We start from the raw sequence: 26,400 nt of genomic DNA on the forward strand, positions 1-26,400 counted from the left end.
TAATGGCGCCAGCGAAGGGCGCCTGATTCGGGGCTCGAACGGGGATCAAGAATCCTTGTTTTTACCTCCTTTCGCAAGTGCTGATTTGTTGGTCTCGGGCATCGGGCGTGGAACACGGTAGCTCTCGCCGTCGAGCACGACGCGGTATGCCGCGTGTCGCAAGCGATCAAGCGTTGCAGCGCCGAGCATTTTGTTTGTCGCGAACGCATCACCCCATTCCGTAAAATCAAGATTGCTGGTTAGCACGGTGGATGTACGTTCGTACCGTTCGGCGATCAGATCGTGGAAGTCTTCATCTTCGGGCGTGCGCATGGGTTTCAGCCCGAAATCGTCAATGATGAGTAGCGGTACCTTGGCAAGCGCCTGGAAGCGCCGGTCGTAGGAGCCGACGGCTTGCGCATTGCGTAGCGCGCCGAGAAGCCGGGTCTGGGTCATGAACAGGACATCGTGACCTTGCCGGGCGGCGGAGTGGCCCAGTGCCTGCGCCAGATGGCTTTTGCCCGTTCCACACGGACCGGCGATTAGCACGCTGACCTTCTCATCGATGAAGCGGCAGGTCGCCAGATCATGGACGACGGCGCGATTAAGGTTGCGCAGCCGGTCGAAGTCGAAACCTTCCAGTGTCTTCTGGCCACGTATGTCGCATGGCAGTGCGCAAGGGACGCCGTCTAATGCGCGCTTACGTTCAAGGTCGAGCAGCCAGTTTGCTTCTGTCCGATTAGCGTAGCGAGTGTTGCTTTTCGACTGATACGGTCTCGGTTCCCGAGTCTCCGATGACTTTGAGTGGGATCTCACCTACACCCATTGCGCGCTCAATGAGCAAACTATCGCCTTCGGCAACGAGGAACTCTTGGAGTCGGCCAAAATCCCCGCACCAAAGCATTTCGACGTCTTTGTCGCGGGCGACATCGCGATTTGCGGATAGCGCTACAGCGCGAACTTGTAGTCGGCTCGACTTTGCTTGTCCACCGACTTCCACACCGTAACCAGGCAAGGCTGGGTTCTTAAGGACGACGCGGCCATCGCGCGCCCACGCGGTCTCCATGCCGTCGTTGACCTCGTACCCGAGACGCGCCAAGCCCGCTAGAATTGCGTCGCGGCGTGCGTGCGCCGCTTGGCGTTGCTGCTCTTGCGCAACGAGGTTCTTGCATTGCTCGGCAAGCTGCGTAATCGCCTGCAATGATGTTGCGGGGCCGCACTGCTGAACACGGGCAAGCAGAGTTGTGGCTTCGGTGGACGCGTTTGCGCCGATCTCAGCCGCGAGCTCTTGCAGTTCTTCGATCGCTGAACGATGTGCACGAGACGTATCCACAGCGCTAGAGAGGTCGAGTATCAGACTATCGAGCAAGAGGTTACGACGCTGTTCGTTTGCCTCGGTCTCGATCGAGCGCAATTTGGCCGCAAATTTTGCGACATCAGCGTCTTCAAGGAACACTTGCGCTTCGGCAACCTGGCGGTCGACACGGTCGTAAAGAAGGTTGTTCGAGCGCGAAAGTTTCGTCGCTTTCCACTCGCCAAAGTCTTGAGCCGTATCGTCGCCCAACAGGCTACTCGCCAGCTTTTGCTGCGCCTCGCTGATAGTCTGCGATGACTCCGGTACGAGAAGGCTGAATCCCTGAGCGAGCAGCGTATCCGCGTTTGCGACATCCTCGCCCGATGCGATGAGGTCGAGCTTTGAAGCGAGTTCCTGCGGCACCACGATGCCTTTGGACTTGAGCGCGCCCATGAGGGTCGTCGCGCTATCGCGTCCCTGCCTTCTACGCTTTGCCGCCTGTTCCGCTTTCTCGATCGCAGCACGTTGCCGCCGTGTGACGTCTGCCTTCAGGAACGCGATTTCGTCTGGAACCTTCTTCTGCAGTTCCATGAAAGCATCCTTGGCAATCAATGCACCGAGTGCCTTTCGACGCTCGTGAGTAGCTACAATCTCCTCAGCCGAAAGCTCTTTAATACGCTGCCCTGATGCTGTCCATGCGGCAATCACCTCATCGAGCCGGTGAAGATGTGCTTCGCAGATAGCAAGAACCTCCTCGCGCGTGACGATTCGAACTACTTTCGGCCCACTCATGCTGCTACCTCCGTTTTCAGGGCGGCGTCAATCGCGGCCTTCAGACGAGCTTTTTCTGCCGCTGGATCGTGATACCACGCTTGCGATGAAACGCGGTGCAGTGTTGGTATGGCCCGCCGCAGAACGGACGGTCGCCAGATTTCACGTGCCCGAGCTCTTTGGAGCAGGTGGTGGCGCGGGGCGTCACATTCAATGCCGATGGCGTACAAGCCGGTTTCCAGGTCAGCGATCGCGAAGTCAAGGCCAAAGGCGTCGCCTTCCTGAGCGATAACGGGCGACAGTCCAAGCCCACGCAGATACTCGAGGACATCCGTTGCAAAGCCGTCGGTATCGCCGCTTTCCTGCAATTTCAAATGAGCGCGTTCGCTGCTCATCCGGGCAAGAAGCGCCCGGCCGGTCGGCAGTTCCCCATTGGACATTGCACGCGCATACTCCAGATAGCCTTGAAGGTAATCGCGCGGGATGGCCGGCTTGCGCTTGGTGTTGAGCATGTCGGAGATATCCCGGATGGGCATCGATGTGACAAGCACGACCTTCTGTCGAGCCCGAGTCACAGCGACGTTCAGGCGACGTTCACCGCCTTTTTGTCCAAGCACGCCGAAGAATCGCTTGAACGCGCCTTGACTGTTGCGGCCAAACGTAGTGGAAAAGACAATGACATCACGCTCATCGCCCTGGACGTTTTCTACGTTCTTGACGAACACGCCCATGTCTTCGCCACCGTCGGAGCGATCGCTCTCTTCGCGGTAGGCATTTCGGAACTCCTCGTCCTCTTCGGCACGTATCTCCAGTCGTTCCTGGATGAGGCTGGCCTGCTTAAGATTGAACGTAACGACACCGACTGAGGGACGTTGATCGTAAGGCAGCTTCCAGAGTGCCGCGAGGTACTCGACCACGCGATCCGCCTCGTCGGAATTCGTCTGCCGTTCATAGATACCGTTCACCGCAATCAATTCCAGCGGCTTGACTTCCCGGATCGTCGCTTCAGGATGCCGGACCGGCACGCTGAGCTCGTTGTCGTAGAACGCCGCGTTCGAGTAACCAATCAATTCACGATAGGCAGAGCGATAGTGAATCTGCAACGTGGTAACGGGCAGGGAACTGCGTGCCAGTTGGAGCAGGTCGGGGCAGTCCTTAATCTCCCGTCGGTTCCAGGTGTCTTCGAAGAGTTCGCGTTCTTCCTCGGTAGCGTCCTCATCAGGCTGCTCGCCGTCGTAAATCTCGGTCTCGTCGTTGTCCGTGCGCCCCGAGAAGAACTTGGCTGGCGGCATCTGCTTTTCGTCACCGCTCACCACGGAGACACCGCCCCGGAAGAGCGTCGGGATGGCGTACTCGACCGGCATCTGTGATGCCTCATCGTAGACCACTGAGTCGAACAGATTCGACTTAAGCGGCAATACGCGGCTAGCCACGTCAGGATTCATCATCCAGACCGGGCGCAATGCCATCAGGCCAAGACCGGCACCAAGTTCAATAAACTCCCGCAGGCGACGGGACCGTCGGCCGCTCAGTCGGGTGACGTCCTCCCAGTCACGCACCGATCCAAGCTTGCTGCGGTCAATCCCGTTGCGAAGCACCTCGCGATTGAGGCGACGCATTTCTTCGTCGGCGCCCGCCAAGCCTTCAACCTTTGCAGCCGTCTCAGTCTGGTCGAGAAGCAGTTCTGGGTTCTCTTGCTCGAAGCGACGCTTCCAGCCTAGGCGTGCCTCGCGGTTGATGAGGCGCCGCACCTCCCAATCAAGATCTTCGGACGGAACACTCGCGAGAGCCGCCTCGTGGGTTCGCATCACTGCGAACACCTCAAGAGCTTGCGCATTGACGTGCTTTGAACGCGTGCGGAACTGCTGATATGCGGCCAGCGTCGCGAGCGCGTCATTGATACGGTTTAGGGGCGCCTGGTAGCTCACGTTCTCTGAAATCGCGCGGCGACAGGCATCAGCCAGTTCTGGCGAGACCCATTCCTCGAGTCCACTCAGCGCGTTAAAGCCGTGCTGGCGGGCGTTGTAACGAACGAAGGCTGTTTCAAAGCCGTCGAGCAGCTGTTTCACGGGAGCCTGGTCGCCCGTCATCACCGCCGAATCGAATTCGTCTCCACGCGGGGCAATCGAAATATGCTGGGCGAGCTCGCGCACCTCTTCGAGCTGGCGCAGGCGGGTACGGCATTCTTCGGTGAGTGTCGGCCCGCATGCCGGTTCTACCGTGTCCAGGTGCAACGAGCGGCTGGTGGCGTTCAACGCCTCGCGTTTCGGACGCCATTGCTGCTCAAGGCGTGCGGCGGCCAGAAGCACACGAAGCGCATCGTCAGTCGTTGGAGCACCACAGCTCGCAAGGTACTTTTTAAGCCCGCCCCGTCTGATGTAAGTTGCGGGGTTGAGTCGACTGAAAAACGTCGGCACTCTGGTTGCCAGTGCCGCCCGTGCTTCGATGTCGTTGAGCTCTGCATTGGCCAACTGCGCGAGCGCCGGCGATAGCGTCTTGTCGAAGGCGGCACCATCGATTGCCAGCAACTCCTCATGGAGTTGTTTCAGCGCGGCGTAGTGCTCATGGCCAGGTGCGTCGGCCTTGTCGGCCGGTCGGAACAAGGGCAACCATTGGGCGAGACGCTTGCGCTGCGTTTCGTCGAGGCTCACGAGGCGGCCTGCGTTCGCATCGAGCCAGGCTCGATACGGTGCGGGGTCGTCGACATCGAAGCGAGCCGGATGGGCGGCGAGGGTGTCGACACGTAACTGCTCGGCCTCGCGGAAGCTCGCGAATATGGCGTTGAATTCCTCGATTGTTGCAGGATCGGTCGCAAACGATTTCAACTGGGCAAGCGCGCTGCCTTCGAACTTGGCCGGGAGCCAATAACGCGCGAGCGGGGCGCACTGCTCCTCGAGCGTCGTCAGCGCTGAAATGTCCAGTCCGGCGAGCTTTGCTCGAAGCTGCGGCACGCTAACAGGCGCGGAGCCGGCCTCAAGCTGAATCAACTCCCCGAGTAGGGCGCGATAGCTCAGACCTGTCGAGTCGTCTACGCGATGGAGCGCTTGATGTTGTCGGTCGAGTTCGCCTTCCAGCGTTTCGATTCTCGCTGCCATGCGCTCGCGTTGACGCACCCAGGTATTGTCAAATGACGAACCCCGAATGATGGCGTCAAGCTGCTCTCGGACAGCTCTGATCGTCGGTTCCCGGTCCTTGTTCACGTCATTGACCATGACTATGCGGTCGCCGAGCCCTTCCGCAACAAGCCGCTTATGTACCACCTCCAGTGCAGCGTGCTTCTGGCACACGATCAGAAGGCTCTTACCGCGTCCAATCGCGTCCGCAACCATGTTGACAATGGTTTGGCTCTTCCCGGTTCCGGGAGGGCCTTCGACGAGCAGACCTGGGCCTTGCCGGGCCTGCATGACTGCAGATTCCTGCGACGGGTCGCTGGCGACGGTCAGAAAGCGCTCGATTTCGATGGCTGACGCTTCGGGCGCCTCGTAGGCCGACTTGTCTTTGAGACGGAGCATCGATTCGAGCGCGGTCCCGGAGGGCGACAAGACCTTCAACTGGCGTAGGTCTTCACCGATGGCCTGGCCCGCGAAGTCCACGTGGAAGAGGACGCCGGCACACGCAATCCGCAGTTCGCCCACCGGCACGTCGGCCGTGGGAGAAGGCAGGGCGCCGAGTTGGCGGCGATCTGGACTTGCCAGCAATCCGAAGGCGTCGACCACATCGGCAACCTTGAGCGCGGACCGTCCGAGCACGTCGTCTGCTGCGGCCCGCCATGCCTTGACCGAGTCCCGCCCGAGCAACCCTTCGAGCGCCGGGTTCAGCCGCACTTCCTCTCGCTCTCCGTCGAATGCCAGTGCAACCTGACCGCGAGCGCCAAGCTCCATGAGCAGCTTGACCGGCCAGAGCAAAACGGGAGCAATGCGCGGGCGTGAGCTGCTCCGACCATCCTTGTAGTGCAGGAACGGGAAACCGAGGTAGAGGCCGTCAATGCCGGTATCCCGCTTGTAGAGAGATGTTTGTCTGTACAGCGTATTCAGCCGATTCTCCAGCGTCGCATTGGCGCCCAAAACAGCAGGGTCTACCGAGACCGACTGCGCATTGCGCTGTAGCAGGTGCTCCAGCAGCGCGGCGCTCGAGTAACGCTCGCCGTTCAACTCGTGGACATCAACCCGGCCGGTCGTCTTGCCGATGGTCATTCGCACCAAGGGGCCGCGCAACACAGTGGTCGCGACTTTCTTTTCGAAGAACTCCAGGATTTGTGAGACGTACTGCTGCTTTTGGGGCTCCAGCCACTGCTCCGCAGGCACCGAGAGCAGGACAAGCACCTCGTGCAACGGCAAGCGGCGCTCAAGGCGGAAATGTTCAGCCCACTCGTCAATAGACTGATTGCCCGTCCGAGCGAAACCCGCGATCCGGTCGTCAACCTTCCGGAAGAGCTCCGTGCGGGAGAGCGCAAGCTCAGCCCGAGCCGCCTCCCGGTCGAACGCAAGAACTTGTTCCCGCTCAGCAACATCAGCGGCCTGGTTGAGAATCTCTTCGACCGACCGAAACTGCGAGATCTTTGCGCTCAAAAGAACGATGAGGTCTTCTTCGCTGACAATTCTGCGTTCCGAGAGCGACAAGAGGCCCGAATGAGTGGAGTCAGGCAGAAGGAGCCGTCGCTCTTCCCATTGCGCCGCTAGTTGAGCCCGCGAAGTGGAGAGCACCGCGATGCGCGCCATGTCTTCATCGAGCTCGATGGCGTGGTTGTGTGCTCGCGTGCGGACTTCCTCGGCCCGGCGCCGAAGGCGCGAGAGCCACGTCTCTGTGTGCAGCCGCTCAAGGAACGAGGGCACCGCGCCCGTCACGAGGTCATAGCCTTCGAGCGGGTTTCGAAGTAGCCATCCGGGCGTGACGATGTCGCCACGCAGGATAAGTGGCATTTCCGGGTTCAGAAGCTTGAGTGCGATCATCAGACGGCAGTCGTCGTCAACGCCGTCAAGTTGCGCAGCCTGACGCAGGCCGGCGAGCTCCTTAGACGGAACGCCAGCTTCTTCCGCCCAGGTGACGATTACGCCACGATTCAGGTGATCGCGGGCTTCGTCCCAGTTCTCGCGTTCCGCAGCCGCGAGTGCAAACACGGTGGGCTTGTGATACTGCCGTGAGCCGAGTGAGATGCTTGCGCCTTCAGCCGTATCAGCCTCGGAAGTCGTCGCAGATGGCGCGTCGACTTGCTTGCCTTCGAGCCAGGCCTTGACCTGCGCCCACTGCCATCGCTGATGGCGATCGCGTGCAAGCAAACCGCGTAGGAGAAGGTGAAGAGCGGGGTCGAGGTCGTCTGGTAACGTGACCCCGTTCGCCAGGACGTGAATCAGAAACGCGCGTGGGTTGATACCCTCGAAGCATTTACCCTCTGTCAGCTGCTCGAGCAGGATCATGCCGAGGCTCCACCAGTCGGACGCAGCAGCAACGCCGCCGGCGATGGCTTCGGGCGCCATGTAGCGAGTCGTCTCGAGCGGCGAGACGATGTCGAGGTCGAATTCCGACAACCGTGCCGACCCGAATCCGCTGATCACAAGATCGAGCGGCTCCCGACTGCGCACAAGCAACGTGCCCGGCCGCATGTCGCGATGCCGCAGACCAGCCTCGGAGAAAGAGTTGAGCGCCTGTCCGAGTTCGTCCACGACATGGCGAATTGTCGCCATGTCCCGCATCGCGATACCCACGTCGGCAAGCGTGCCGCCGCTGAGCTCTTCGGCGACTTCATAAGCCCGCGTATTCCAACGACCGGTCGCGATGATTTCAGGGACGTGCTCGCGCGGAAGGCGACGGACGACGTCGTATACTGATGGGTCTGGCTCCGCACCGTCGCGGTAGAGCGTCAGCACCGCCTGTCGGTTGGTATCGCAGTGCTGCACTACATAGCGCTCTCGCACGCCGTCGGTATTGGAAATTTGCCTGAGGAGCCGCCATCCCTCGATTTGCGTCTCGGTCGTCTCGGGCAACGGCGTTGTTTCGTCTCCGACATCGCGCTCGGCTTCGTCTGCGTCCCGGTCATCTGTGGCCGTCGCGGGGTCGGCCCCGCATTCAAGGCACATCAGGTCACCCTCATTCATTGGGTGCCCGTTTGTGCACAGAAGTTGCGGCCTGACCTGCGCCGGGCGGTCAGCTTCGTTGTTGTCGTTGTTTGCGTGTTCAGCTGTGACGACCTCCTGCGGTCGCCAACCCGGCGCTCGAATCGGCAGGCTGGACAAGTCCCAGTTGCACTTGGCCTCGGCGACGGTGCCTGCGCAGAACCATTCCTCTACAGACCGCTCGGTCTTGCAGTTCGGGCAAAAACGCATCATTGCTGATATTTCCTGTCTTATTTGTTTCGCGCTTTATCGGCGCTGATTTGGACTCGGTGGCCCTGATCCGTCAATAGGTCTCTCAAACGCCGAAAATCGTTCCGGTTCGGTATCCCCGCGAACCAGACGCTGCCGTCCTCGTCGAACATGACATCCAGTGACTTATCGCTCTCGCGTAGGTCGCGTTCATACTGCGAAAACATCTCCCGACCGAGCGCCGTGAGCAAATGCAAGCGCTGGTTATCGCTACCTCGCAGCGGTCGCGTATGCGAAGCATCGATTTCAAATGGGTCGGTGATGAGCGCGTCAATCCAACCTTCGGTCTGCGCAAGAACGCCTGCGAGGGATTCAATCGGATAACCGCTGTAGACGAGAATATCGCCGGAAGACATCTCGCGAAGCGCGCGAACAAGCGTTACGAGGGCATCCGGCTGGTCAAATGGCTCTCCACCCGAGATGGTGAAGCCGTCCGCGTGCGGCAGCCATGCGCGAACCTGCTCGAGCACGCGTTCGAGTGTGGTGTCTCCGCCTGTGGCTGACCAGGTATCAGCCGAGATGCATCCGGGGCAGCGAATACTGCAGCCTTGAAACCAAATACCGATACGTTGCCCCGGACCCAAAGACGTAACGGGAAAGTGCAAGCGCGACAGTTGGATGTTCATGGCCTAAAGCTTTTGTAACTGCAACTCGCCACTTGCGATACCTGTAATCAGGAACCGGTCGCCTGTCTGTGCATCCTGGTCGAACAGGCCTCGCGCGAGCGGATTGATAAGGTGAGCCTCAATCTGGTTCCGGATTCCGCGGCCACCGTTCGATAGGTCGCCAAGGCACCGCTGCTGAAGTGCCACTTTGGAAGGCTCATCGAGTTCGACTGGCATTCCTTGTGAGGCAATGTCCTCGAGCACAACCCGGACCATCTGGTCGAAAATCTCTTGCGCGACGTCCTCCCGGATGAAGTCGAAAACGATGATGTTCTCGCCAATCCGGTTAAGAATTTCGGGTCGGTTAAGCACCAGCTTGAAGTGCCGCTCGATTTCTCCGAGCACCTTTTCCTCCATCTCCGCAAAGGAATCGCTGGGAAGCACATTAGGCACGCGTTGGCCTAATTCGTCCTCGCGGTAGATACCAAGGTTGGAGGTGAAGATGATCAATGCCTCGGAGAAATACACCCTGTCACCACGACCGGACGTGAGTACGCCGTCATCGAGGATCTGAAGGAACTTGTCGAGTATCCGCGGGTGCGCCTTCTCGATTTCATCGAAAAGCACGACGCTAAACGGCCGCTCCCGAATCGCGTTCGTCAGTTCGCCGCCAACGTCATAACCGACGTACCCGGGCGGTGCGCCGATGAGTCGCTGGTCGGAATGCTCCGAACTGAATTCGGACATGTCAAAGCGAATATAGGCACTCTCGTCGCCAAACAGAAGGCCGGTGAGTGTTTTCGCGAGCTCGGTCTTGCCCACACCTGTCGGCCCAGCGAGAAACGCGACGCCGCGCGGCCGGTTGCCCTTGCGCTGCGAACCGACGCCGGTCATTGCGCGCTTGACAAGGTCAAGCATATGCGTCACCGCGTGAGCTTGGCCCTTCACACGCTTGCGTATAACCGGTTCGGCATTGCGTATCTTGTCGCGCCCGATCAGAAGCCAAGGGTCTTCCGTCACGCCGACCTTGTAGCGCCTCACGGCATCAGAGATTTTCTCGATGGAGACGGTTTCGACGCGGGCGAGGGTTGCGATCGCATTCATATCTGCAAGCAAAAGGCCCTCGCTTCCATCGACAAAAGCCGACTCGGCTTCCTCGAAGGTTGTCGGCGAAGCTTCCCGCGAGCCCGGCACACCGCGCAGAAGTGCCCTCGAAAGCGCGCGTCGGGCGGCACTGTCGGGTTTGGATACCGGGATATGTCGGATTCGAGGGTTGCCGATAAGCAGCCAGTCAGGCAAGTCGCCCTCCTTGTCGACGACCCAGATCACGGTGTTGAAAAAGGGACGTCGTTGTTCGCCGGCTGGACGAGCGCTGACCGTGTGCGCAAGCACAAGCGCCCGTGTGAAGAGGCTATGTTCTGCTGCGCTCAAAGACTCCGTTCGAACAGCGACTCGCGAGGCGAAGTCCACGACCAGCGCTAGCGGCGGGCCGGGTAGGGCGGTCAGGCGCTCAAGACAGGCTGCCAGCGCATCGATCCCACCAGGTGCTGCACCGTCGACTGGCGTCAGCCCGAGGCGTCGCAGAGTCTCATCTCCCTGCTCGACAGGAGGCACGCGGCCTTCCGAAACAGTAAAACCGGACAGAGGGTTCCAAACAACCAAATGGCTGTAACCCGTCTCCCTGAGATTGTCGGTCAGCGTGCTCACGAGAGACTGCGCCGTTACCACCCCGGGTGCGACCTCACAGGCCTGGAGGTCGCGAACGTTTCCGGACAAAACGAATTGGCTCTTTAGCGGCAGAAAGCGCAGCAAATCCCTTAACCAGCGGGGCTTCACATAGACGGACATGGCTTCGTGAAATGCTCGGAAATTGGCTAGAGCGCTATCATATCCGGTGCCCTCGGATATGCGTATTTCATGACGTCGGCGGTTTTCAATGCATCTCGATGTATGCGCGAATGTACCGGAGGTGAGGCCGACCGGGGGCGGGCAAAACGGTGGAGCAGAGTGTGCACTCGCGATTGGCCGGCTCACGGCCCGACCGCCCCAGTCGTCGCTATCTCGTTGAGCGCAATCTTCTGGTCGGCGTACCAGCGAGCGACGCATTCACGGTCGTGGCAGGTCTTCTCACGGTACATCCATTGTGCGCGGGTGCGCTCACGGAAAGCCGGCTGGTCCGTCGCGGCAGCCTTGGCTTTTACGTAGATCCCAGCCAGTTCGACGTCGGCGGCGGCAAGCTCCGCATCGCCGCAAATTAGATGCTCGGCGTCCGAATGCGCCTTGGAGCAGTCGAAGCTTGCTGCGAAGGATGGGGCAGCGTGTGAGGTTGCCATTGCTGCCGACGATGGCGCCCCCGGAATAATCGAATCCGCGAGTTGCTGCTGCTCCCAAGCGGCCAGCGGGGTCTGCCCGATGGTCAGCTGCTTCCAACGGTACGTTGTGAAAACCGGAGAGCTTCCTGGCGTCTCCATCATTATGAGTACGCCTTTGCCCGTGCTCTCGTTGATAGCGAACGCTACCTTCTCAGAGTTGCACTGGTGAGCCTTGCAACCTTCGCCTACGAGGAAGCCGTCTTTCGACTCGACGCCCGCCTGGTTCACAACTGTCAAGCGGTCGCCGATTTTTTTCCAGTCGGCGCGCGATACGCCCTGGAACGCGGCCCTGAACCGGCGATCGTTCACGAGATCGTACGGATATTTGCCGATCATCCACGAAAGGCCTGCGGTCTTCTCTTCCGCGACAGGTGCAGGGGAAGGCGCAGTGGCGGTATCTGCACTGCGGGAACCGTCTGATGCGACGGTGTCGGCCACGGCCCGAATTGGGTGCGAAAAGTGCATAACGACAGCGCACACCGTTGCGACGAGCGTCACCGCGGCAAAACCGATCGCCTTTGGACGAACAATGTCGCGGCCGATATGTAGCGAGGGTCGGGGTGTGACTTCGGCGGTAAACAATGAGTCGAAGTGATGGTCCGCGGCTTCGACGTTGGCCAACGTCGCGTTGCGCTGGCGAAGATATTTCGACGCGTTGATATAGCCGTACAATAGGGCCAGAGCGGTCAGGCCTAAGCCAGCCTCGGCACTGACCGCGTAGGTGATGAATGCGCCAACCAATCCGATGACGAGCGGGCTTACCAGAGAGGGCATCGACGGGAAGCTGCGTACTGCACTCAGCAGGGCTGACGCAGCCTGACTCAGCTCTGCTCGCTGGCCTTGATGCTCGGAGCACTGTTTCTCGATCTCATACACCGCCCGCATCGCCTTCTCCTTCTCAGCGAGGGAGATTGAGCCGATATTGACGGCGAGTCGGATGGCGTTTGTCGTGGTTTCGAACTCGCGTGATAGCGATTGAAGGAATTCTTGGTGGTCCTCCAGCGTCACTGCCTCGCTCAAGTCCTCGGCGCGCACGTAGACGCCGTGGGAGAAAAAGTAGTTGACCAGTGCGCCTGCGGTACGTCCCTGAACCTTCTGCACGAGGTCCTGAGTTGCCTGCTCGCGCTTTGACAGCTGCGCCGAGCCGTCGGCATCGAGATTTCGGCTCCCCGTTACGACCGAGCTGACAGGGCGAGACGTCCGCGCTCCTTTTAGGTTCTGCGTGAACCGTATTCCCGTGCCGGGGATGCTCGCCGTAACACGGCCTCGCGTGTTGTAGGTGAATCCCTTCCAGCCGATTGAGGTACTGACTCCGCTCTTGCTGAGATTGATGCGGATTCCCGGTGCGACCTTGATACTCTTTCGAAAGCCCCAGCCCATTATTTTTTTTGCTCCTCAAGTCCTGCGGCGTCGCGCTGTTAGTGATCGCGAGTTTGTGCAAGAATTTGGCCCAATTTTTTCGTTCTTTGCGGGTGTGATAGTACAAGAAAAGCCGGTCGGGAGACCAGCGTGTCGCGTTCAAAATGGCCGAGCAGCAGACGGTGTGGCGACAATGCGGAGCCGCAAGCTCTAAAAGAGCGCGATGCAGAGACTCTAGCAACATGGAGCGATGAGGCCGATTTTTCCCTGGTTGCCCGGACGGCAGTTTCCATTGCCGCGCGGGAGTCCGAACTGCGGAGCTACACAGGTGGCTGACGTTCGGAAGGTCTCGGGGGAAGGCTGGCCAGAGCGGACGACGCACCCAACAACGCCGGAGCCAGCAAAGAAATCGCCAAAGATGGCCGCGACTGACAAGACCGCCGCGAAGGAAGCCGCCCCCAGCTTGAGTTCGCCACGCCGTCACAGGTGCCGGCTCAACTGCTCCGTGCCGCCTGAGAGCGTTTTCCCTATTGCCACACCGCGCCGACAAAGATCACGATAGCTGTGCCGCACGCGACATGCAGGGACGCCTCGGACACGCCGGGCGCAACCGCTGGCAACAGATAGATCGCGAATCCGAACGCGCCCGTAAGCAGCGTCGTGAACGCTTGCACGCGGCCGATCATGCTGGTGTCGACGACGGTGAGCAGACAACCGTTCTTTATTGCGCCTCAGTCCTTCTGTGGCCCGTTGTTCGCGTGAACCGCGCCGTCTTGCTTCGTCCATGTCGTCGCCTGTCTCAGGCCCAAGATTGTACTGGCATCCTGCGCCAGTGATGTCGGGCGGCGCGTGGGCCTAGCACCAAACGACGGCAGCGCCGGTTGGTCCTTGCTCGACGCTGCAGGGCAAAACCGGGAGCGAGGTCGCGCGAACAAGAATTGTAAAAGCGGTGCCCAAGTCCGAGCCGAAGCATGGGATCGAAATGTCAGTCGCCTGTCTCCGATGCCGAATGCGTGATCCAGCGGCGCCAGTCAGTTCAGAACTCGCCACCGTCGGGTTGTCGCTATGCAGCGTCCCGGGTTGTAGCAAACGCATTTTTGAGCTGGCGCTAAAGATATCGCTGTCACGCAACAGAAATGTGGAGACGTAGGGCAGCCAGGCCATGTGACACGCTTGGATAACGTCGCTCACTTCGCTGACCTGGGCTCAGCCGGTGTGAGCAAATTTTGCTCATCCATGCTCACGCGTTTCTTCAACCGGCATTTTCTCGCTCAGCCAACACCCGGTTGCGCCAGGTCCGGGCGACCCTAGTTCCGATTCTTTCATACTCCAATCCCAGCGCGGCTTGCTCAAGGCAACGCACGACGTCAAGTGCAGCCTCGCCACAGGTATTGCCATCGCGACGCGCAAATATCAGCTCAGTCTCGAGGCCCCTTTTTCGAAGTTCCGCGAAAATCCATTCCGAGGCCGCTTCTCTGTCTTTCGGACGGGCCTGTGGCGGCAGAGCCATCAGCATCTCGGCGTTTGCTTCGTCCAGCGCGTGGAAATGCAAAATCTCTTGAACTTTGCGCAATACATCATCAGCGCTCCAGTCCGGTTCCTGCACGGCAGAACGCCAATTGGGAAAACGCTCTGAGATGGCTTCAACGAGCGCCGTCATGTCGAAGTCGCGCCAAACCCTTGGAAGCGGGCCGTACGCATATTCGATGGCGAGGTTCAGATTGCCTGCGTTCACGTCGACATCGCGGAGGCCTCAGTCGGTCATGAAATCTATGATGGTTCTGGCAACCTTGTTGTGAGTGTTCGCTTCAGCTTGTTGGTTGGGTTTTTTGATGCTCATGGTGTTGCGTCCGTTGTGAGAGTACCAGGCGACTTCGCTGGCGACGTCGTCAATTCTTGATGTCTCGAAGACCAATGTTCGATTGAGCACGAGCGCGACTTTAGATCGCGCACGCTGCGTTCAGTATTCGTCTCTACGGCCTAGCATGTCGTCGAACGTGATGTCGCCTCGATGCAAGATGAACGACGTTACATCCAGCTCGCATACGGCATTTCCGGCAGTGACCTCCAGCAACGCAACTGCCATGTTGTCGAACGAACTGCATGGAAATCCCAGGAGACCATGTGCCGGTTGAAGCTCCTCGAACTTGGGTTTGTCCGGTCCGGTGATGATGTCTGCGAGCGGATTACCTGTTGGCGTGAAACCGTCGGCTGCACGCCGAGCCGGGGTCACCCCAGCTTTCACCGCCTCTGCCAACGCATCAAGCCAATCATCGAGCGTGCCCGAGAAGGCGCGACTGTAAGCATCGGCGGACTCGCCGGTGAAGTGCAAGGAACCCGGGTCCGACATGAAGACAAACCTTTCGTAGTAGTCCCAAAACTCCTTGTCTAACGATGCGCGGCTGAACCCGGCGCGCCCGAGCCGTTGGCGCAGAGTATCCGTGGTGGTGGAGTATACGAATTGCATCTCGACCACGTCGGCATCCGACTTGTCGGTGGACATGATATGGGGGAGCGGATTGCGCTGGTCCCTTCGCCGGCACCGAATGATTCGGTCTTCGGGCCGGAAGCGCCAGCGGTTGTAGCTGTTGACAGTGCTTGCAATCGGATAGCCACCGATAGTGGCGTGTACGACGCATTCTTCCATAGTGTTTTCCATTATTCGGTTGTCGAATGAGTGCTTCGTCCCGAAGCACGCACTCGTGATCCACTCATTCGACGTGGGGATACATGTCCGATGCTCACCCACGATTCGCTGAAACGCCGGTTGTGTTAGATGTCTTCTTGGTCGTCGAAAATGACTTCGTTTTGCCGAGGCTTCTTCCGCAACCGCATGTCGTCGAACGACGAGTCGCCCTGATATTCAACGAACATAGAGACCTCTTGCTCGCACAATGCGTCGCCGTTTGTGACCTCCAGCAGCGCCACCGCCATGTTGTCGAGTGAGGCGCAAGGAAAACCGGATAGATTGTGGCGGGGCCAAAATTTGTCACTGGTGGGGTGGTCCCGACCAGTAATGATGTCCACAAGGAGGTCGCTGGGCGTCGTGACGTTCCTTGTGACATAAGTCACGCCGTCTTTGACGGCCTTCGCGAGAGCCACAAGCCAGTCGTCCAGCGTGGCAGCTTGATACGCTTCAGCACGAGCAAATGCTCTCCCCGAGTCGGGATAAGTGCTGAAGAACATATTTCCTGACTCCCCAGAATGCGCTCGATGGTGCGTCAGGTACTCCTGCTCCAACGTCGTGCGAGTGAACCCCGCGCGCCCCAGGCGCCGGCGCAGGTCGTCAGCGGTCACCGGATATGCGAAGTCCAGCTCGAGCCGTTGGGCGTCGAGTTCGGTCTCTGGCAAGCCTTGATGAGGGGATTGCGCTGGTCTTTCCTGCGAGACCGGATGATTCGGTCCTCGGGCCTGAAGCGCTCCACACAGTGTAGGAGCGGCGCATGGTCCGCAGCGGATAGCCGCCAATCGTAATGTCCGAACTGCATGTCATGCGTTTAGCCTCTGAAAATGAAGAATGCGACGATCGAACACATGTGACGTCCCGTGAGGTGGCATCACTCTGCGCGTACATCCTCGAGCCTCGACACCCGGCCTTGACCTGGATGCGGCGCAGGAGCGCAGCGACCGTACCGTTCAGCATGCCGGCGTCCTCAATGCGTCCCAGAATCGCACGCGCGTCGGCCGAGAAAATGCGGTTGCCGCAGCACCGGTAGCGAAGTCGTGGCTCACGAAATGGCAGACCTGCGAGCGGCAGCACGAGATCCCCGGTGTGTAGGGAAGACATGCGGCGGTAGCGGATGCCGAGACCGCGTCGACCATCCCTGCTATGCTTCGGCAGAATTCCCCCGAGAGCCAGGGGCTTTTTCGGACGCCTTCGCCTGCCAGCACGTGCTTACGCCGCCCCGGGGAGCGCGCTCAAGACTTCAACCGTTACGTCGTCTGAACGGTTGCCAGGTCGCAGATCCCGCGCTGTTTGTGCGTCGCACGGCCTCGCTTGCCTAGCCGCGCGACGCGCTCCGATCAGAACTTGTGACGGATCCCCAGGCTGACCACAGCCTGGATTAGCGCTACTCAAGTTATAGCCAAAATCGCCACGCGATGCGACGGCCGGCATCAGAACGCCAGAACTGTTGCGCTGTGTGCCGCTCGCGTGCTGCCATCCGCCAACGAGATAGACGTCTGTGCGCTTCGAAAGGCTGTAGTCACCGGCAAGTGAGACCTGGTTGTACGATGCACTGCCATTGCCATTGCCATTGCCATTGCCATTGCCATTGCCATTGCCATTGCCATTGGCGTGCGTATAAATTTAGCCGAGCCCAGCTACTGCTGCGGGGGTTAGCTGGTAGTTCAGGAAGCCGGCGCCGACGTCGAACATCTCCGTTAAACCAAATGTCGAGTGTGCGTCGGGTTTGTATTGCGCATTGCTATAAGGCAGCCCCCACGTGACCGGGCGGTGACATATTGCGCTGCTATCGAGGCGATATCGACCGACGCCGCTGTCTGATAGGCAAATTCTGGATGCCACCGTCGAACGTACCGTCTGCTGTCTCACTCCAGGCGCTGCGCAATGCCCTTGTAGTCGGCGAAGGATTGCCGCTCTGCAGTTCCTGGTAGAAGTCCCACATCATTTGCCCGCTCCAGTAGTCGCACTCGATGAACCGTTCGCCCTTGCCGTTCGCGGTGAATTCACCCAGTGGTCCGGTGACGTAAGCGCAGGCCGGGCCGTTATAGTCCTTAATGAGCGGATTGATTTGGAAGCACTCTAGGTTCGCGAGCGCGGCGCCTGCGTGGTATGCCAAGGCGTAGCCATCGCCCGCATTCGTCAGGTTCTCGTAGGTGCCCATCAGGTAGCCGGACGAGGGCAGGCCGAGACGCCCGGCGGCGCCACAGCACAGGATCACTGCCTTCGCGCGCACCACGTAGTACTACACTGTGCGGCAGTCGATGCCCAACACGCCGCTTGCGCGGCCATGCTCATCGGTCATAATTCGCGTGGCGACGATACGGTTCGTGATGTTGACACGCGCGCGTTTAAGCTGGCGATAGAGGATCTTCTTTACGTCGTGCCCCTCGGGCATCGGCAGCACGTAAGCGCCCTTGTGATGGACCTTCTTGACCGCATAGTCGCCGTTGCCGTCCTTCTCGAACTTCACGCCCCAGCGATCGAGTTCTTCGATTATAGTGAAGCTGTGGCGCGCATAGGCGCACACCGCCTCCTGGTCCACAATGCCATCGTTGGCGACGGTGATTTCTCGCGTCTACTGCTCCGGCGTCGCATGTCCAGGAATGATGGCGTTGTTCAGGCCATCCATGCCATCGAAATTGCGCCGCTGCGCTTGACGTTGGCTTTTTCGAGCAGCAACACCTTGAGCGCCGGATTTTGCTCTTTCGCCTTGATTGCGGCCATCGGTCCGGCTGTGCCGCCGCCGACTACCACGATGTCGTATTCGAGCACTTCTGTATTCATTGGTTATTCCTTCCCCGCGCACGGGTTTTCTGACTGTCTACGCGCTGCCGGTACTGAAACGCGTCCCCGCGGAAATACAGAAATTCAAAGTCGACCGGATTGCCGGATGCATCGTGCGGCAGGCGTTCGATTCTCAGCACAGGGCTGCCATCTTCGACGCGCAGGGCCCCAGCAATATCCTCGTCCGCGAGAGTCGCTTCGATCGAAACATCGGCATGACCAAGCGGCACATTCTGGAACGCCTTAGGCTTCGACACGAAGGTCCCGTTGCCACGCAGTCGGAACAGAAGTCCCTCTTTTTGCAGATCGCCCAGCGCCTGCCAGACGGTGATGCGACTGACGCCGAGCATTGCGCAAAGCTCGTGTTCGGAAGGCATGTGGCTGTGCGGCGCATAGGTGCCATCTAGAATGCGCTCGCGCAGCGTGTCCTTGATCTGGCGTAAAGCGGCTGCGGGTAATTGCCACCAAGTTTGTTCGTGACATGGCTCGCTTGTCATAACAAGATCGAACGGCAGTCTAGATTCCCGGGCGACCCGGCAGACCAACGATTTCTTATATTGATAGCTTGGAACGTCGACCCTGGAAGGACGAGGCGGCCGCAGAAGGCGACACTACGCGCTGGCAAGTGATGCGAGAACAATGTCGACTGCGAAGTTCGCTTCAGCATGTGGGGCTACGTTCCCGGTCTCGCGGCGGTTATCGTGAGTAAGGAGGTCTTAATGACGCGAAGCCACGGCGTAGGCTGCGTCTGAGCGCTTCTGACCGGTAATACAGCATTACTCCGCGTCAGTAACATTCCTCGAATCTTTGCTCTTGCATCGCAACGGAAGGTCGGTTGCGCATCGGTCGTTGACTTTTCAAGTCAAGAGGCAGAGTCTTACCAGTGTCGAAATCTCGACTTTTCCGTCCTTGCTTCGGCTCGCACGGAACAGTCCGGGATGAGACACCTCTCATCGAAGGGTCGTGCCCCCATCTTTCGAACAAGGGAGTCACTCAATGAGTACAGTTCCGAAACCAAGCAGGACATTGGCCTTGAAGGTCGCGAACACGGGTTTTATGCTCGACCGATTAGGGATGGACTGCGATGATTTGCAATTCCTCCGAGAATTGACGAAAAATTCGATCGAGGCGATTCAACGATTGCCCGACAAGATGGGAGAGATCGTGTGGGACGTCGACTGGCTAGAGCACGAATATCTCGGCGTGTATCGCTTGTCGATTACTGATACTGGTGCCGGGATGGACGGCGACGAGATGGTCAAGTATATCAACCAGTTGTCTTCCTCCAGTGGCATCCAATCGCATGTTACTAACTACGGCGTTGGCGCGAAAATCTCCGCAGCGACACGCAATCCTGCGGGGCTTCAATATGTGTCGTGGAAAAACGGCGTAGGTTACATGATCCATCTTTGGAAGGATCCGAAAACAGGTGAGTATGGTCTGAAACAGATGGTCCGGCCGGACTGCACATTCGGTCATTGGGCTTATTTAAGCGATGAAGTAAAGCCTAGTCAGATCGGCAAACATGGCACGAAAGTCGTACTGATGGGGCGGTCAGAAGAACAGAACACAATGGAAGCGCCCGCGGGTGCGCCGAGCCCGTCGAGATGGGTCACGCGCTATCTCAATACCCGGTTCTACGACATCCCGGACCGCATCACAATCAAAGCGCGCGAGGGGTGGACCTTTGACCGCAGCGACAAAGATCGCAATGTGCTGCGCACCATCACCGGTCAGAAGCGCTACCTGGATGGACACGCTACTTGTAAGGGGTCGCTTACGCTGCAGAATGCAGTGGCGCACTGGTGGATACTGAAGCAAGAATCCGCTCTAACTCAGAACTCGGGCTTCATTGCGTCCAGCGGACACACCGCCGCTCTATGGCAGGACGAGTTGTATGAGAGCACTTCAGGGCGGTCCAGTACAGCAATGCTTCAGGGGTTTGGCGTTGTGTTCGGCTATAACCGCGTCGTCATCTATGTTCAGCCGGTCGGCGACGAGATCACTACCAACACCGCCCGAACGCACCTTTTGATTGCAGGTCGAGCCTGTCCGTGGGCAGACTGGCAAGACGAATTTCGCGCGGCCATGCCGAAAGAGATCGTTGCGCTGATGGAAGACGTCGCGTCGAGCTCCGAGAAGACCGACCATTCGGACTCGATTCGGGATCGTTTGAAGCAGGTGGAAGACCTGTTCAACCTGAGCCGCTACAGGCCGACGGAGAGCGGCTCGGTGCTGGTTGACGGCGAGATCACCGCTTTATCGGCGGGGCCGGTCAATGGGTCGGCCAAACAGAGCGAAAAGACGGCCAATACGACGGGGAGGGTATTGGGGAAGGTCCCTTCGGCATATGCACTTTTCCTTTCCGACAAAGGCGTTCCTGGTCAGCCGGCGAAGCCAGACATCTTCCCTCGAATTCGCTGGATCAGCCGCGCTGAGGGAACGAGAGATCAGGGAGACCTTGAGGATCGTGCTGCGAAGTATCTTCGTAAGGACAATCTCATCCTTGTGAATTCGGACTTTCGCATCTTCAGGGATATGGTTACGCGATGGTCTGCGCAGTTTTCTTCGACGCCGGGTGCGAGCGGAACCGTTAATGAAGTCGTCCGGGAATGGTTCGAACAGTCGTTGGTCGAGGTGGTTCTTAGCGCGAATGCACTGCGTGGGTCACAGCACTGGACCGACGACAAGATCGACGAGCTCCTGTCTGAAGAGGGTCTGACTGCCGCAGTCCTGCCGCGGTATCACATTGATTTCAGCATCAAGAGAAGCTTGGGCACCAAATTGGGCGCGATCAAGAAAAGCGCTTAACCGAGGGATGAGTGCGGCCGGCTCGGAACGCTGCCGTGCCGGTCAGTTGGGTGGCGATCGACGACCTCGCGCGTTCAATCAACCGTATCTCCCTCGCGGAGTTCGAAAAGCTCCGCGTCTGCCCCGAAGGCCATTCGCTGCAGTCCCCGCTTGCCGCGGCGCTTGAGCCCCTTAGCGACTGACCGCTTGGTATGATCTCTAGCCGGTTCCATGCATGGCCGACTGCACGAGCCTCGTCCGCGGCTTCGGCTTCCGACTTGACGGGCGAACAGCGCGCACCGCACCGATTGCCGTAGGTTTTGGGACAGATATCAGGGCTCGAGTTTTCGCCGGTGTCATCGGAGCTAGGAGGCATGTCCGCAAGCAGTCCAACGTCGAAGGCGCGATGCCGACACTCCCGACAAGTATGCGCGGCTCGAGAGCAATGGCATTTGGTAGAAGGCGCCAGGTGATCGGCAAACCGATCCCGGGTGCGTCTGTCGCTAGCTGCCTCCAGGTTGTTATCCAGAACCGACATGTCCAGCGCCGGATGGTGGATGGTGTTCGTCAACAATCAGACGTGCCATTGTGAAATCAATCATCAAGCAATGGATTGCATGAACAAGTGAGATCGCACACCGTTCACGCGGATGAATTAGATGTCGCTGGCGTCATCGCAGCGCCGGCAAATTTAGGAACACGGTTTCACTGCTCGGCTCGTATCCCAACCGGTGTGAGTGTCCAGCACCTACGATTCGCGTACGCCTCGCCATTGCGCGGGAGGCTGGATCGAAATTGAGCACACGCTGCGTCCGCCTATCCCTGTATCCGCCGCCACGGTTTTACCGATTACCGAATCGGCAAGCGTTCGCACACCTCTATTTCGATTGAACTCTCGCCAGAACCCGTTATTCTCTTATTGGATTTGGCGCTCCTGTAGCATTATCGTTATGCATCAGCGCTTTCATTGACGCATATCTTCTCTCGGGGGAAGCAAGCGCAATGCCATCACGATACTCGACAACAGCGCGCCCTGTTTCGGCTGCCGGCAATGATGTCCGTAGGGGAGCGCCGGCAAAGCGTACGCCAAGCTCCGCCTTCCTCCTGTCCGGCATCGCCGTGCTCTGTCTCGCGTTCACAGGCGGATGCGCCAGTGACGCAGACACAACGCGCGCCGAGGGCGCGGGGGCCGGCGCTGTTATAGGCGGTGCGATTGGCGCGCTGATCGGCCACGGAAAGGCCGGCGGGATCGTCGCTGGCGCGGCGGCGGGCGGCCTCGCGGGCGGACTCTACGGCAATCACGTCGCCAACCAGAAGCAGGCCTATGCGACGCGTGAGGATCAGTTGCAGGCATCGATCGCGCATGCACAGCAGGTCGCCAGTCAAGCCCGCGCCTACAACCAGCAACTGCAGGCACAGATCGCGGCGCTGGAGCAGACGAGGCAGCAACTCCGACGGCAGGTTGTCAGCGCCGACACGCGGCAGCAGGCCATGCTCGACGAGCGGCGCAAGACCGCGGCCATGATCGCGAGAACGAACGCTGAGTTGACCAACGTTCGGCAGGAGATTGCGACGCAGCAAACCGTCCTGCGGACGGCATCGACCGACGCGGCGGGCAATTCGCAGCAGTCGCCGGAAATCCAGAAGGTCTCGAGCAACATTGGTGAGTTGCAGAAGCAGGCGCTCGCATTGGAGCAGGCGCAGACACAACTCCAGATGATCGATCAGCGAAGATCCTACTGACATGGCAAATCTACCGCGAATCCTGACGGCGCTGACGCTGCTGGCACTGGTATCGGCGTGCGAGACTACCGGCGATCCCCGCCAGGGCGGCCTTTTCGGCTGGAGCGCCACTCAGGCCGACGAGCGTCAGCGCGCACTCGAGCAGCAAGCGGCCCAAGCGCAGAAAGAGGCGCGCCGCGAGCAGGCAAAAGTGCAGCAGTCGTCGGCGAAGGAGGGGGACTTGCAGGCGCAGGTCGACTCGCTGCATAACCAGTTGAAAGCGCGTCTTGCGGAAAACACCCGGCTCTCCAGGCAACTCACCGATCTGACGCGCAACAAGAAGTTGGCGACGAGTGACCTTGAGCGCGTACGTCGCGAACTGAGCCAGAACCAGCAGGTGCGCCAGGCGGCCATGGTCTCGGATACCGCTCCCGCCGGCGCCATGAAAAACGCCAACAACCTGATTAACGAACAGAACAAGCGTCTGGGCGAGGAAGTGATGTTCCTGCTTCAGCCGTGACCGTGCATCGCGGAGACGATCGATGACACCTGGACTGCGCCGGCGATGGTACTGCTCGAACGTCGTGGGCTGCGCGCGGGCAAGATCCGACGAGCCGTTTTGGGAGCGCGATCTCAAGCAGGGCGTCATTTGCAGCCAGTGCGGACAGTCACTGGTCGAAGGCAAACCCATCGACGTACGCGCTCGCCGGATTGCCGTTGGCGCGGCCGTCGCAGTGACCGCGGTGCTCGTCGTGTGGGCTCTGAAGGCGATCTTCTTTCCGACGCCGCTTCAGTATGTCGATTTCGCGCAGCACGAGACCCGCGTCCAGCAGAACGGCATCACGCTGACATTGCCAGTGGTCCGTTCGCGCGACGTGAATCGTCGCGAGACGGTGCGGTTCAGCACGGTGGACGGGACAGCAAAAGCCGGCGTGAATTACGAAGCCGCGCAGGGCGAGCTCGTTTTCGAGCCGGGCGAGACGAGCCGCGACGTGCGCATCACGGTGCTGCCTGGAAGCGGCCGCCTCAAGAGCGATCTCTATTTCAACCTCATACTGGTCAACGTCGCCAACAAGCCGCACCAGGTGGTGATCATCGAAGAGCCGAAGATCATTGACACGCTTGCTGCCCAGGCTGAGCGCGTTGTGCGCGCGGCCTCGGTCGTCGCCAAGGACATCGCGGACGCTGTGGTAAGGGAGCATGTCGTCACGCGATTGCTTTCCGCGTCGAGAGCCGATCCGGCAGCTTTCGAGCGCTACCAGAACGCATTGCAGGTCATTCAGGGCAATCTCAGACGATCCCGCGAAAGCTACGAGCAGTCCTTTCGCGACATGCGCGGCATTCAGCCGCGCGCGGTCATGGAGGCCATGGACCGTGTCTCCGACAACCAGAACCGCAACGGCTTCGTTCAGCAGGCCCGTGCCACGGCCATCATGAAACGTCAGTTCGACGAGTACCTCTCGGACGGCAACATGGACATGGATCGCTGGGCCAACGAGCTGAGCAGCGTCGTACCGGTGGCGCGTTCGGGCGGTGCGTCAGCCCTTTGATTTGCGCCTCCCTTCGCCAGGCAGGAGCATTTTGTCTCGCCCCCCGCTTTGCGCTCCGGGCAATTTCCCGGAGCGTAATGTCTCGCGCGGCGAAATAGCGAGATCGGTCGCGCCCCCGCCCTTTGTGCCTCGGGCGCGCTTGTCCTCGTCATAGATTTCATCGACCTTGTTGGACAGGACTTCCGGAACGATCTCGTTGTTTCTGACCGCTTCCTCGTGAGCGAGCATTTCCGCGTCATGGGCGCGTTGAAGCCGGTCCATCTTCAGCTCTTCTATTTTCCTGCGACGCTCGAGCAGGGCCTGCGCATCGGTTTGCTCGAGCCCGAGTTCGACTTCCTGCTCGGTATCCAGGAGCGTTGCTGTACGCGTTTCCGTCGCTGTGTCATGCCTCGTCAAGGCGCGCAGCGAGATCGCCAGACCGAACTCGCTGCCAATGGCCTCGCTGGCGCTCGCCTGCATGGCTTGCGAGATTTCGCCGCTCCGGCGCACGGTTTTCCATTGCCGTGCGAGCGAGGACACCTTCGAAAACTGCTCGGTCAGCACCATGACGACACGATCGCGTATATCGTCCAGTTCGAACGCGATCGCAAGCGACTGCCGCTCGGCGGAGGAAAGCGCCCCGCCCGACGAGCAGGGCAGCTTGAGTTCCTTCGCCCGGTTCCTGACGCGCTCATCCGACCAGTTCGAGTCGCTCCGAAAACCGTAGTCGCGTTTCTCAAATTCACTCCAGCGTCCCTCAAGCATGCCGGTGATCTCGATCCTTCCCTCGACGTCGATCTTGTCCTGCCGACCATCGTCCGCTTGCGCGGAAATCGTCGCCACGAACGGAAAGGGCGGTTCGCTGCATAGCGCCCGAAAGCGAGCGGATTCATCCGTGGGCGCCTGAATGATTTTGATGACATCCGTTTCCAGGCCATAGTGCGCGAGCCCCTCGGCGATGACACGCTCGAGCCGAGGCACGACGGTTTCGTCAAAGCCCAGATTGAACTCCTGCCGCCCGATCTTCTGGATTTCGTCCTGGCAAATCTGCCGAACGCGTTGCGCGATTACCAGATCGAGCTTCTGCTTGTCGTCGGGATCGATCAGACGGTGAAGCAGGTCGAGGTTGCTGGCCTTGACGCTGAGCGCAACTTCGATCTGTACATAGCCGACCGAGTCTTTGGGCCGGGATTTCAACGTCTCCGCAGCGATGTCGATCCGGATGCCGCGCAATAGCTCGAGCGCGGCGATGTCGGGAAAGCTCTGGAACATGTGCACGCGAAATCCCAGGCGCCGCGCATCGGCGGTGATGTCCGCGAGCATGCTCTTTTCGATGGAATTCTCTACTCCGGAAAACGATTTGACGACATCGTGATACTTCACCGCGAAAAGATTGCGCCGGACCGCCTCCGCGATCGAATGCCGAATCGCGTTACGGATCGCCGATTCGCTTTCCAGCGCTGCCTTCTTGTAGGTCTGGTAGTTGTCGAACTGCAAAAGCGCTTTCGTTTCGACCGTGCGCGCCTTCGTGCTGTCCGCGAGGATGAATTCGTCGCTGGACTCCACGGTAATTTGCATGGGCGGAACATGCTTCAACACGAAGCCAATGCGAAAGACGGCGCAACCCAAGGCATGCCTGACATCCTCAGACACCTCCTTGTTCAGGTCCATCGACTCTCCGATGCCGACCGCGGAGTCGCGAAAATTCGCGAGCAGGTTCGCATTCATGCCTGCGCTCGAGGACATGCGTGCGAGTGACTTGTGCAGCGCCTCCTCGATCAGATTGAAGAGTGACTGGCCCGTTGCCACCGTGTTGGAAAGCGCTCCGACGAGCAGGCATGCCTGCATCGGTTCCGTCACGTGTATGGCAAACGTCGACGTGAACTCGAGTGCGATCGCACTTGCCCCTTCCGACCAAACGAACTCCCATGACTTGACAACCAACGGCGAAGGCAGCCTTTTCACGTAGTACTGCGGGACCTCCCTCCTCGCGAAAATTCGCTTAAGGAGACCGTCTTCATGAATGACACACCGGTCCTTGTCTTCCACGTCCACGCGGTAGCCCGGACCGTGAGCCGCTTCGGAAAAGTTCTCAGGATCGATCTTGCGAACCAGCTGATCGAGTTCATTGAGGTTCATTCAAAGGTCTC

16 protein-coding genes and 1 pseudogene are annotated in these 26,400 nt (G+C 59.5%); 4 read left to right on the forward strand and 13 right to left on the reverse strand.

The genetic code is table 11. From position 1 onward, the window contains the following. Nucleotides 1–45: 45 nt before the first annotated feature. The 12 genes and pseudogenes from istB to JYK05_RS14895 all read right to left on the reverse strand — a co-directional run bounded on the left by istB (nt 46) and on the right by JYK05_RS14895 (nt 18,706). A complete protein-coding gene (gene istB / locus JYK05_RS14840) occupies nt 46–795 on the reverse strand; it encodes an IS21-like element helper ATPase IstB (RefSeq protein ID WP_279612491.1) in 750 nt (249 codons plus the stop codon). Beyond that, nucleotides 719–2,065 carry a hypothetical protein gene (locus JYK05_RS14845; protein ID WP_175941013.1) on the reverse strand — a complete coding sequence of 449 codons (1,347 nt, stop codon included), beginning with the start codon at nt 2,063–2,065 and terminating at the stop codon, nt 719–721. Before JYK05_RS14845 ends, istB begins: the two co-directional genes overlap by 77 nt. Then, nucleotides 2,062–8,367 carry an AAA domain-containing protein gene (locus tag JYK05_RS14850; RefSeq protein WP_206469209.1) on the reverse strand — a complete coding sequence of 2,102 codons (6,306 nt, stop codon included), beginning with the start codon at nt 8,365–8,367 and terminating at the stop codon, nt 2,062–2,064. The genes JYK05_RS14845 and JYK05_RS14850 overlap by 4 nt, the downstream gene beginning before the upstream one ends. Before the next feature lie 17 nt (nt 8,368–8,384). After that, nucleotides 8,385–9,029, reverse strand: coding sequence for a 4Fe-4S single cluster domain-containing protein (locus tag JYK05_RS14855; RefSeq protein WP_175941015.1), 645 nt, complete (start codon nt 9,027–9,029; stop codon nt 8,385–8,387). A gap of 3 nt (nt 9,030–9,032) precedes the next feature. Continuing rightward, nucleotides 9,033–10,856: an AAA family ATPase gene (locus JYK05_RS14860; RefSeq protein WP_206469210.1), complete on the reverse strand. Its 1,824-nt coding sequence runs from the start codon at nt 10,854–10,856 to the stop codon at nt 9,033–9,035. A 182-nt stretch (nt 10,857–11,038) separates the two neighbouring features. Next, nucleotides 11,039–12,760 carry a DUF4236 domain-containing protein gene (locus JYK05_RS14865; protein ID WP_175941017.1) on the reverse strand — a complete coding sequence of 574 codons (1,722 nt, stop codon included), beginning with the start codon at nt 12,758–12,760 and terminating at the stop codon, nt 11,039–11,041. 506 nt (nt 12,761–13,266) lie between these two features. Then, nucleotides 13,267–13,425, reverse strand: a complete 159-nt coding sequence (locus tag JYK05_RS14870) for a hypothetical protein (protein WP_175941018.1) — start codon at nt 13,423–13,425, stop codon at nt 13,267–13,269. A 566-nt stretch (nt 13,426–13,991) separates the two neighbouring features. Next, nucleotides 13,992–14,474 carry a hypothetical protein gene (locus JYK05_RS26370; RefSeq protein ID WP_241269969.1) on the reverse strand — a complete coding sequence of 161 codons (483 nt, stop codon included), beginning with the start codon at nt 14,472–14,474 and terminating at the stop codon, nt 13,992–13,994. A gap of 225 nt (nt 14,475–14,699) precedes the next feature. Continuing rightward, entirely contained in the window at nt 14,700–15,386 is a 687-nt protein-coding gene (locus JYK05_RS14880; RefSeq protein ID WP_175941019.1) for a HEPN/Toprim-associated domain-containing protein, read from the reverse strand. Nucleotides 15,387–15,511: 125 nt separating this feature from the next. Then, nucleotides 15,512–16,090, reverse strand: a complete 579-nt coding sequence (locus JYK05_RS14885; RefSeq protein ID WP_175941020.1) for a HEPN/Toprim-associated domain-containing protein — start codon at nt 16,088–16,090, stop codon at nt 15,512–15,514. A gap of 1,241 nt (nt 16,091–17,331) precedes the next feature. After that, nucleotides 17,332–18,209 (reverse strand): annotated as a pseudogene (locus JYK05_RS14890) (FAD-binding protein); the annotation flags it as partial. Next, nucleotides 18,206–18,706: a GntR family transcriptional regulator gene (locus JYK05_RS14895; protein ID WP_175941021.1), complete on the reverse strand. Its 501-nt coding sequence runs from the start codon at nt 18,704–18,706 to the stop codon at nt 18,206–18,208. The gene JYK05_RS14895 and the pseudogene JYK05_RS14890, both read right to left, overlap by 4 nt. Before the next feature lie 499 nt (nt 18,707–19,205). Here JYK05_RS14895 and JYK05_RS14900 point away from each other — a divergent pair, with 499 nt between their 5' ends. The 4 genes from JYK05_RS14900 to JYK05_RS14915 all read left to right on the forward strand — a co-directional run bounded on the left by JYK05_RS14900 (nt 19,206) and on the right by JYK05_RS14915 (nt 24,271). Further along, nucleotides 19,206–21,020: a hypothetical protein gene (locus JYK05_RS14900; protein ID WP_175941022.1), complete on the forward strand. Its 1,815-nt coding sequence runs from the start codon at nt 19,206–19,208 to the stop codon at nt 21,018–21,020. 981 nt (nt 21,021–22,001) lie between these two features. Beyond that, the gene (locus tag JYK05_RS14905) at nt 22,002–22,742 is read left to right on the forward strand and encodes a glycine zipper domain-containing protein (RefSeq protein WP_175941023.1); all 741 of its coding nucleotides are present in this window, start codon (nt 22,002–22,004) and stop codon (nt 22,740–22,742) included. Between the two features lies 1 nt (nt 22,743). Beyond that, the gene (locus JYK05_RS14910) at nt 22,744–23,241 is read left to right on the forward strand and encodes a hypothetical protein (protein ID WP_175941024.1); all 498 of its coding nucleotides are present in this window, start codon (nt 22,744–22,746) and stop codon (nt 23,239–23,241) included. Nucleotides 23,242–23,263: 22 nt separating this feature from the next. Continuing rightward, on the forward strand, nt 23,264–24,271 hold the full coding sequence (locus JYK05_RS14915; protein WP_206469211.1) for a Calx-beta domain-containing protein: 1,008 nt from the start codon (nt 23,264–23,266) through the stop codon (nt 24,269–24,271). Here JYK05_RS14915 and JYK05_RS14920 read toward each other — a convergent pair. Next, on the reverse strand, nt 24,260–26,389 hold the full coding sequence (locus JYK05_RS14920) for a hypothetical protein (protein ID WP_175941026.1): 2,130 nt from the start codon (nt 26,387–26,389) through the stop codon (nt 24,260–24,262). The two genes, JYK05_RS14915 and JYK05_RS14920, sit on opposite strands and share 12 nt — an antisense overlap. Nucleotides 26,390–26,400 lie beyond the last annotated feature (11 nt).

It is taken from the genome of Caballeronia sp. M1242 (genome assembly GCF_017220215.1).
Lineage (GTDB): Bacteria > Pseudomonadota > Gammaproteobacteria > Burkholderiales > Burkholderiaceae > Caballeronia.

What these genes read in the sequence shown, in the direction of transcription:
- JYK05_RS14910 (WP_175941024.1), top strand. Translation starts at nt 22,744, where the DNA reads ATGGCAAATCTACCGCGAATCCTGACGGCGCTGACGCTGCTGGCACTG.
- JYK05_RS14900 (WP_175941022.1), top strand. Translation starts at nt 19,206, where the DNA reads ATGAGTACAGTTCCGAAACCAAGCAGGACATTGGCCTTGAAGGTCGCG.
- JYK05_RS14855 (WP_175941015.1), bottom strand. Translation starts at nt 9,029, where the DNA reads ATGAACATCCAACTGTCGCGCTTGCACTTTCCCGTTACGTCTTTGGGT.
- JYK05_RS14895 (WP_175941021.1), bottom strand. Translation starts at nt 18,706, where the DNA reads ATGACAAGCGAGCCATGTCACGAACAAACTTGGTGGCAATTACCCGCA.
- JYK05_RS14905 (WP_175941023.1), top strand. Translation starts at nt 22,002, where the DNA reads ATGCCATCACGATACTCGACAACAGCGCGCCCTGTTTCGGCTGCCGGC.
- JYK05_RS14915 (WP_206469211.1), top strand. Translation starts at nt 23,264, where the DNA reads ATGACACCTGGACTGCGCCGGCGATGGTACTGCTCGAACGTCGTGGGC.
- JYK05_RS14870 (WP_175941018.1), bottom strand. Translation starts at nt 13,425, where the DNA reads ATGATCGGCCGCGTGCAAGCGTTCACGACGCTGCTTACGGGCGCGTTC.
- JYK05_RS14845 (WP_175941013.1), bottom strand. Translation starts at nt 2,065, where the DNA reads ATGAGTGGGCCGAAAGTAGTTCGAATCGTCACGCGCGAGGAGGTTCTT.
- JYK05_RS14860 (WP_206469210.1), bottom strand. Translation starts at nt 10,856, where the DNA reads ATGTCCGTCTATGTGAAGCCCCGCTGGTTAAGGGATTTGCTGCGCTTT.
- JYK05_RS14880 (WP_175941019.1), bottom strand. Translation starts at nt 15,386, where the DNA reads ATGGAAGAATGCGTCGTACACGCCACTATCGGTGGCTATCCGATTGCA.
- JYK05_RS14865 (WP_175941017.1), bottom strand. Translation starts at nt 12,760, where the DNA reads ATGGGCTGGGGCTTTCGAAAGAGTATCAAGGTCGCACCGGGAATCCGC.
- JYK05_RS14920 (WP_175941026.1), bottom strand. Translation starts at nt 26,389, where the DNA reads ATGAACCTCAATGAACTCGATCAGCTGGTTCGCAAGATCGATCCTGAG.
- JYK05_RS14850 (WP_206469209.1), bottom strand. Translation starts at nt 8,367, where the DNA reads ATGATGCGTTTTTGCCCGAACTGCAAGACCGAGCGGTCTGTAGAGGAA.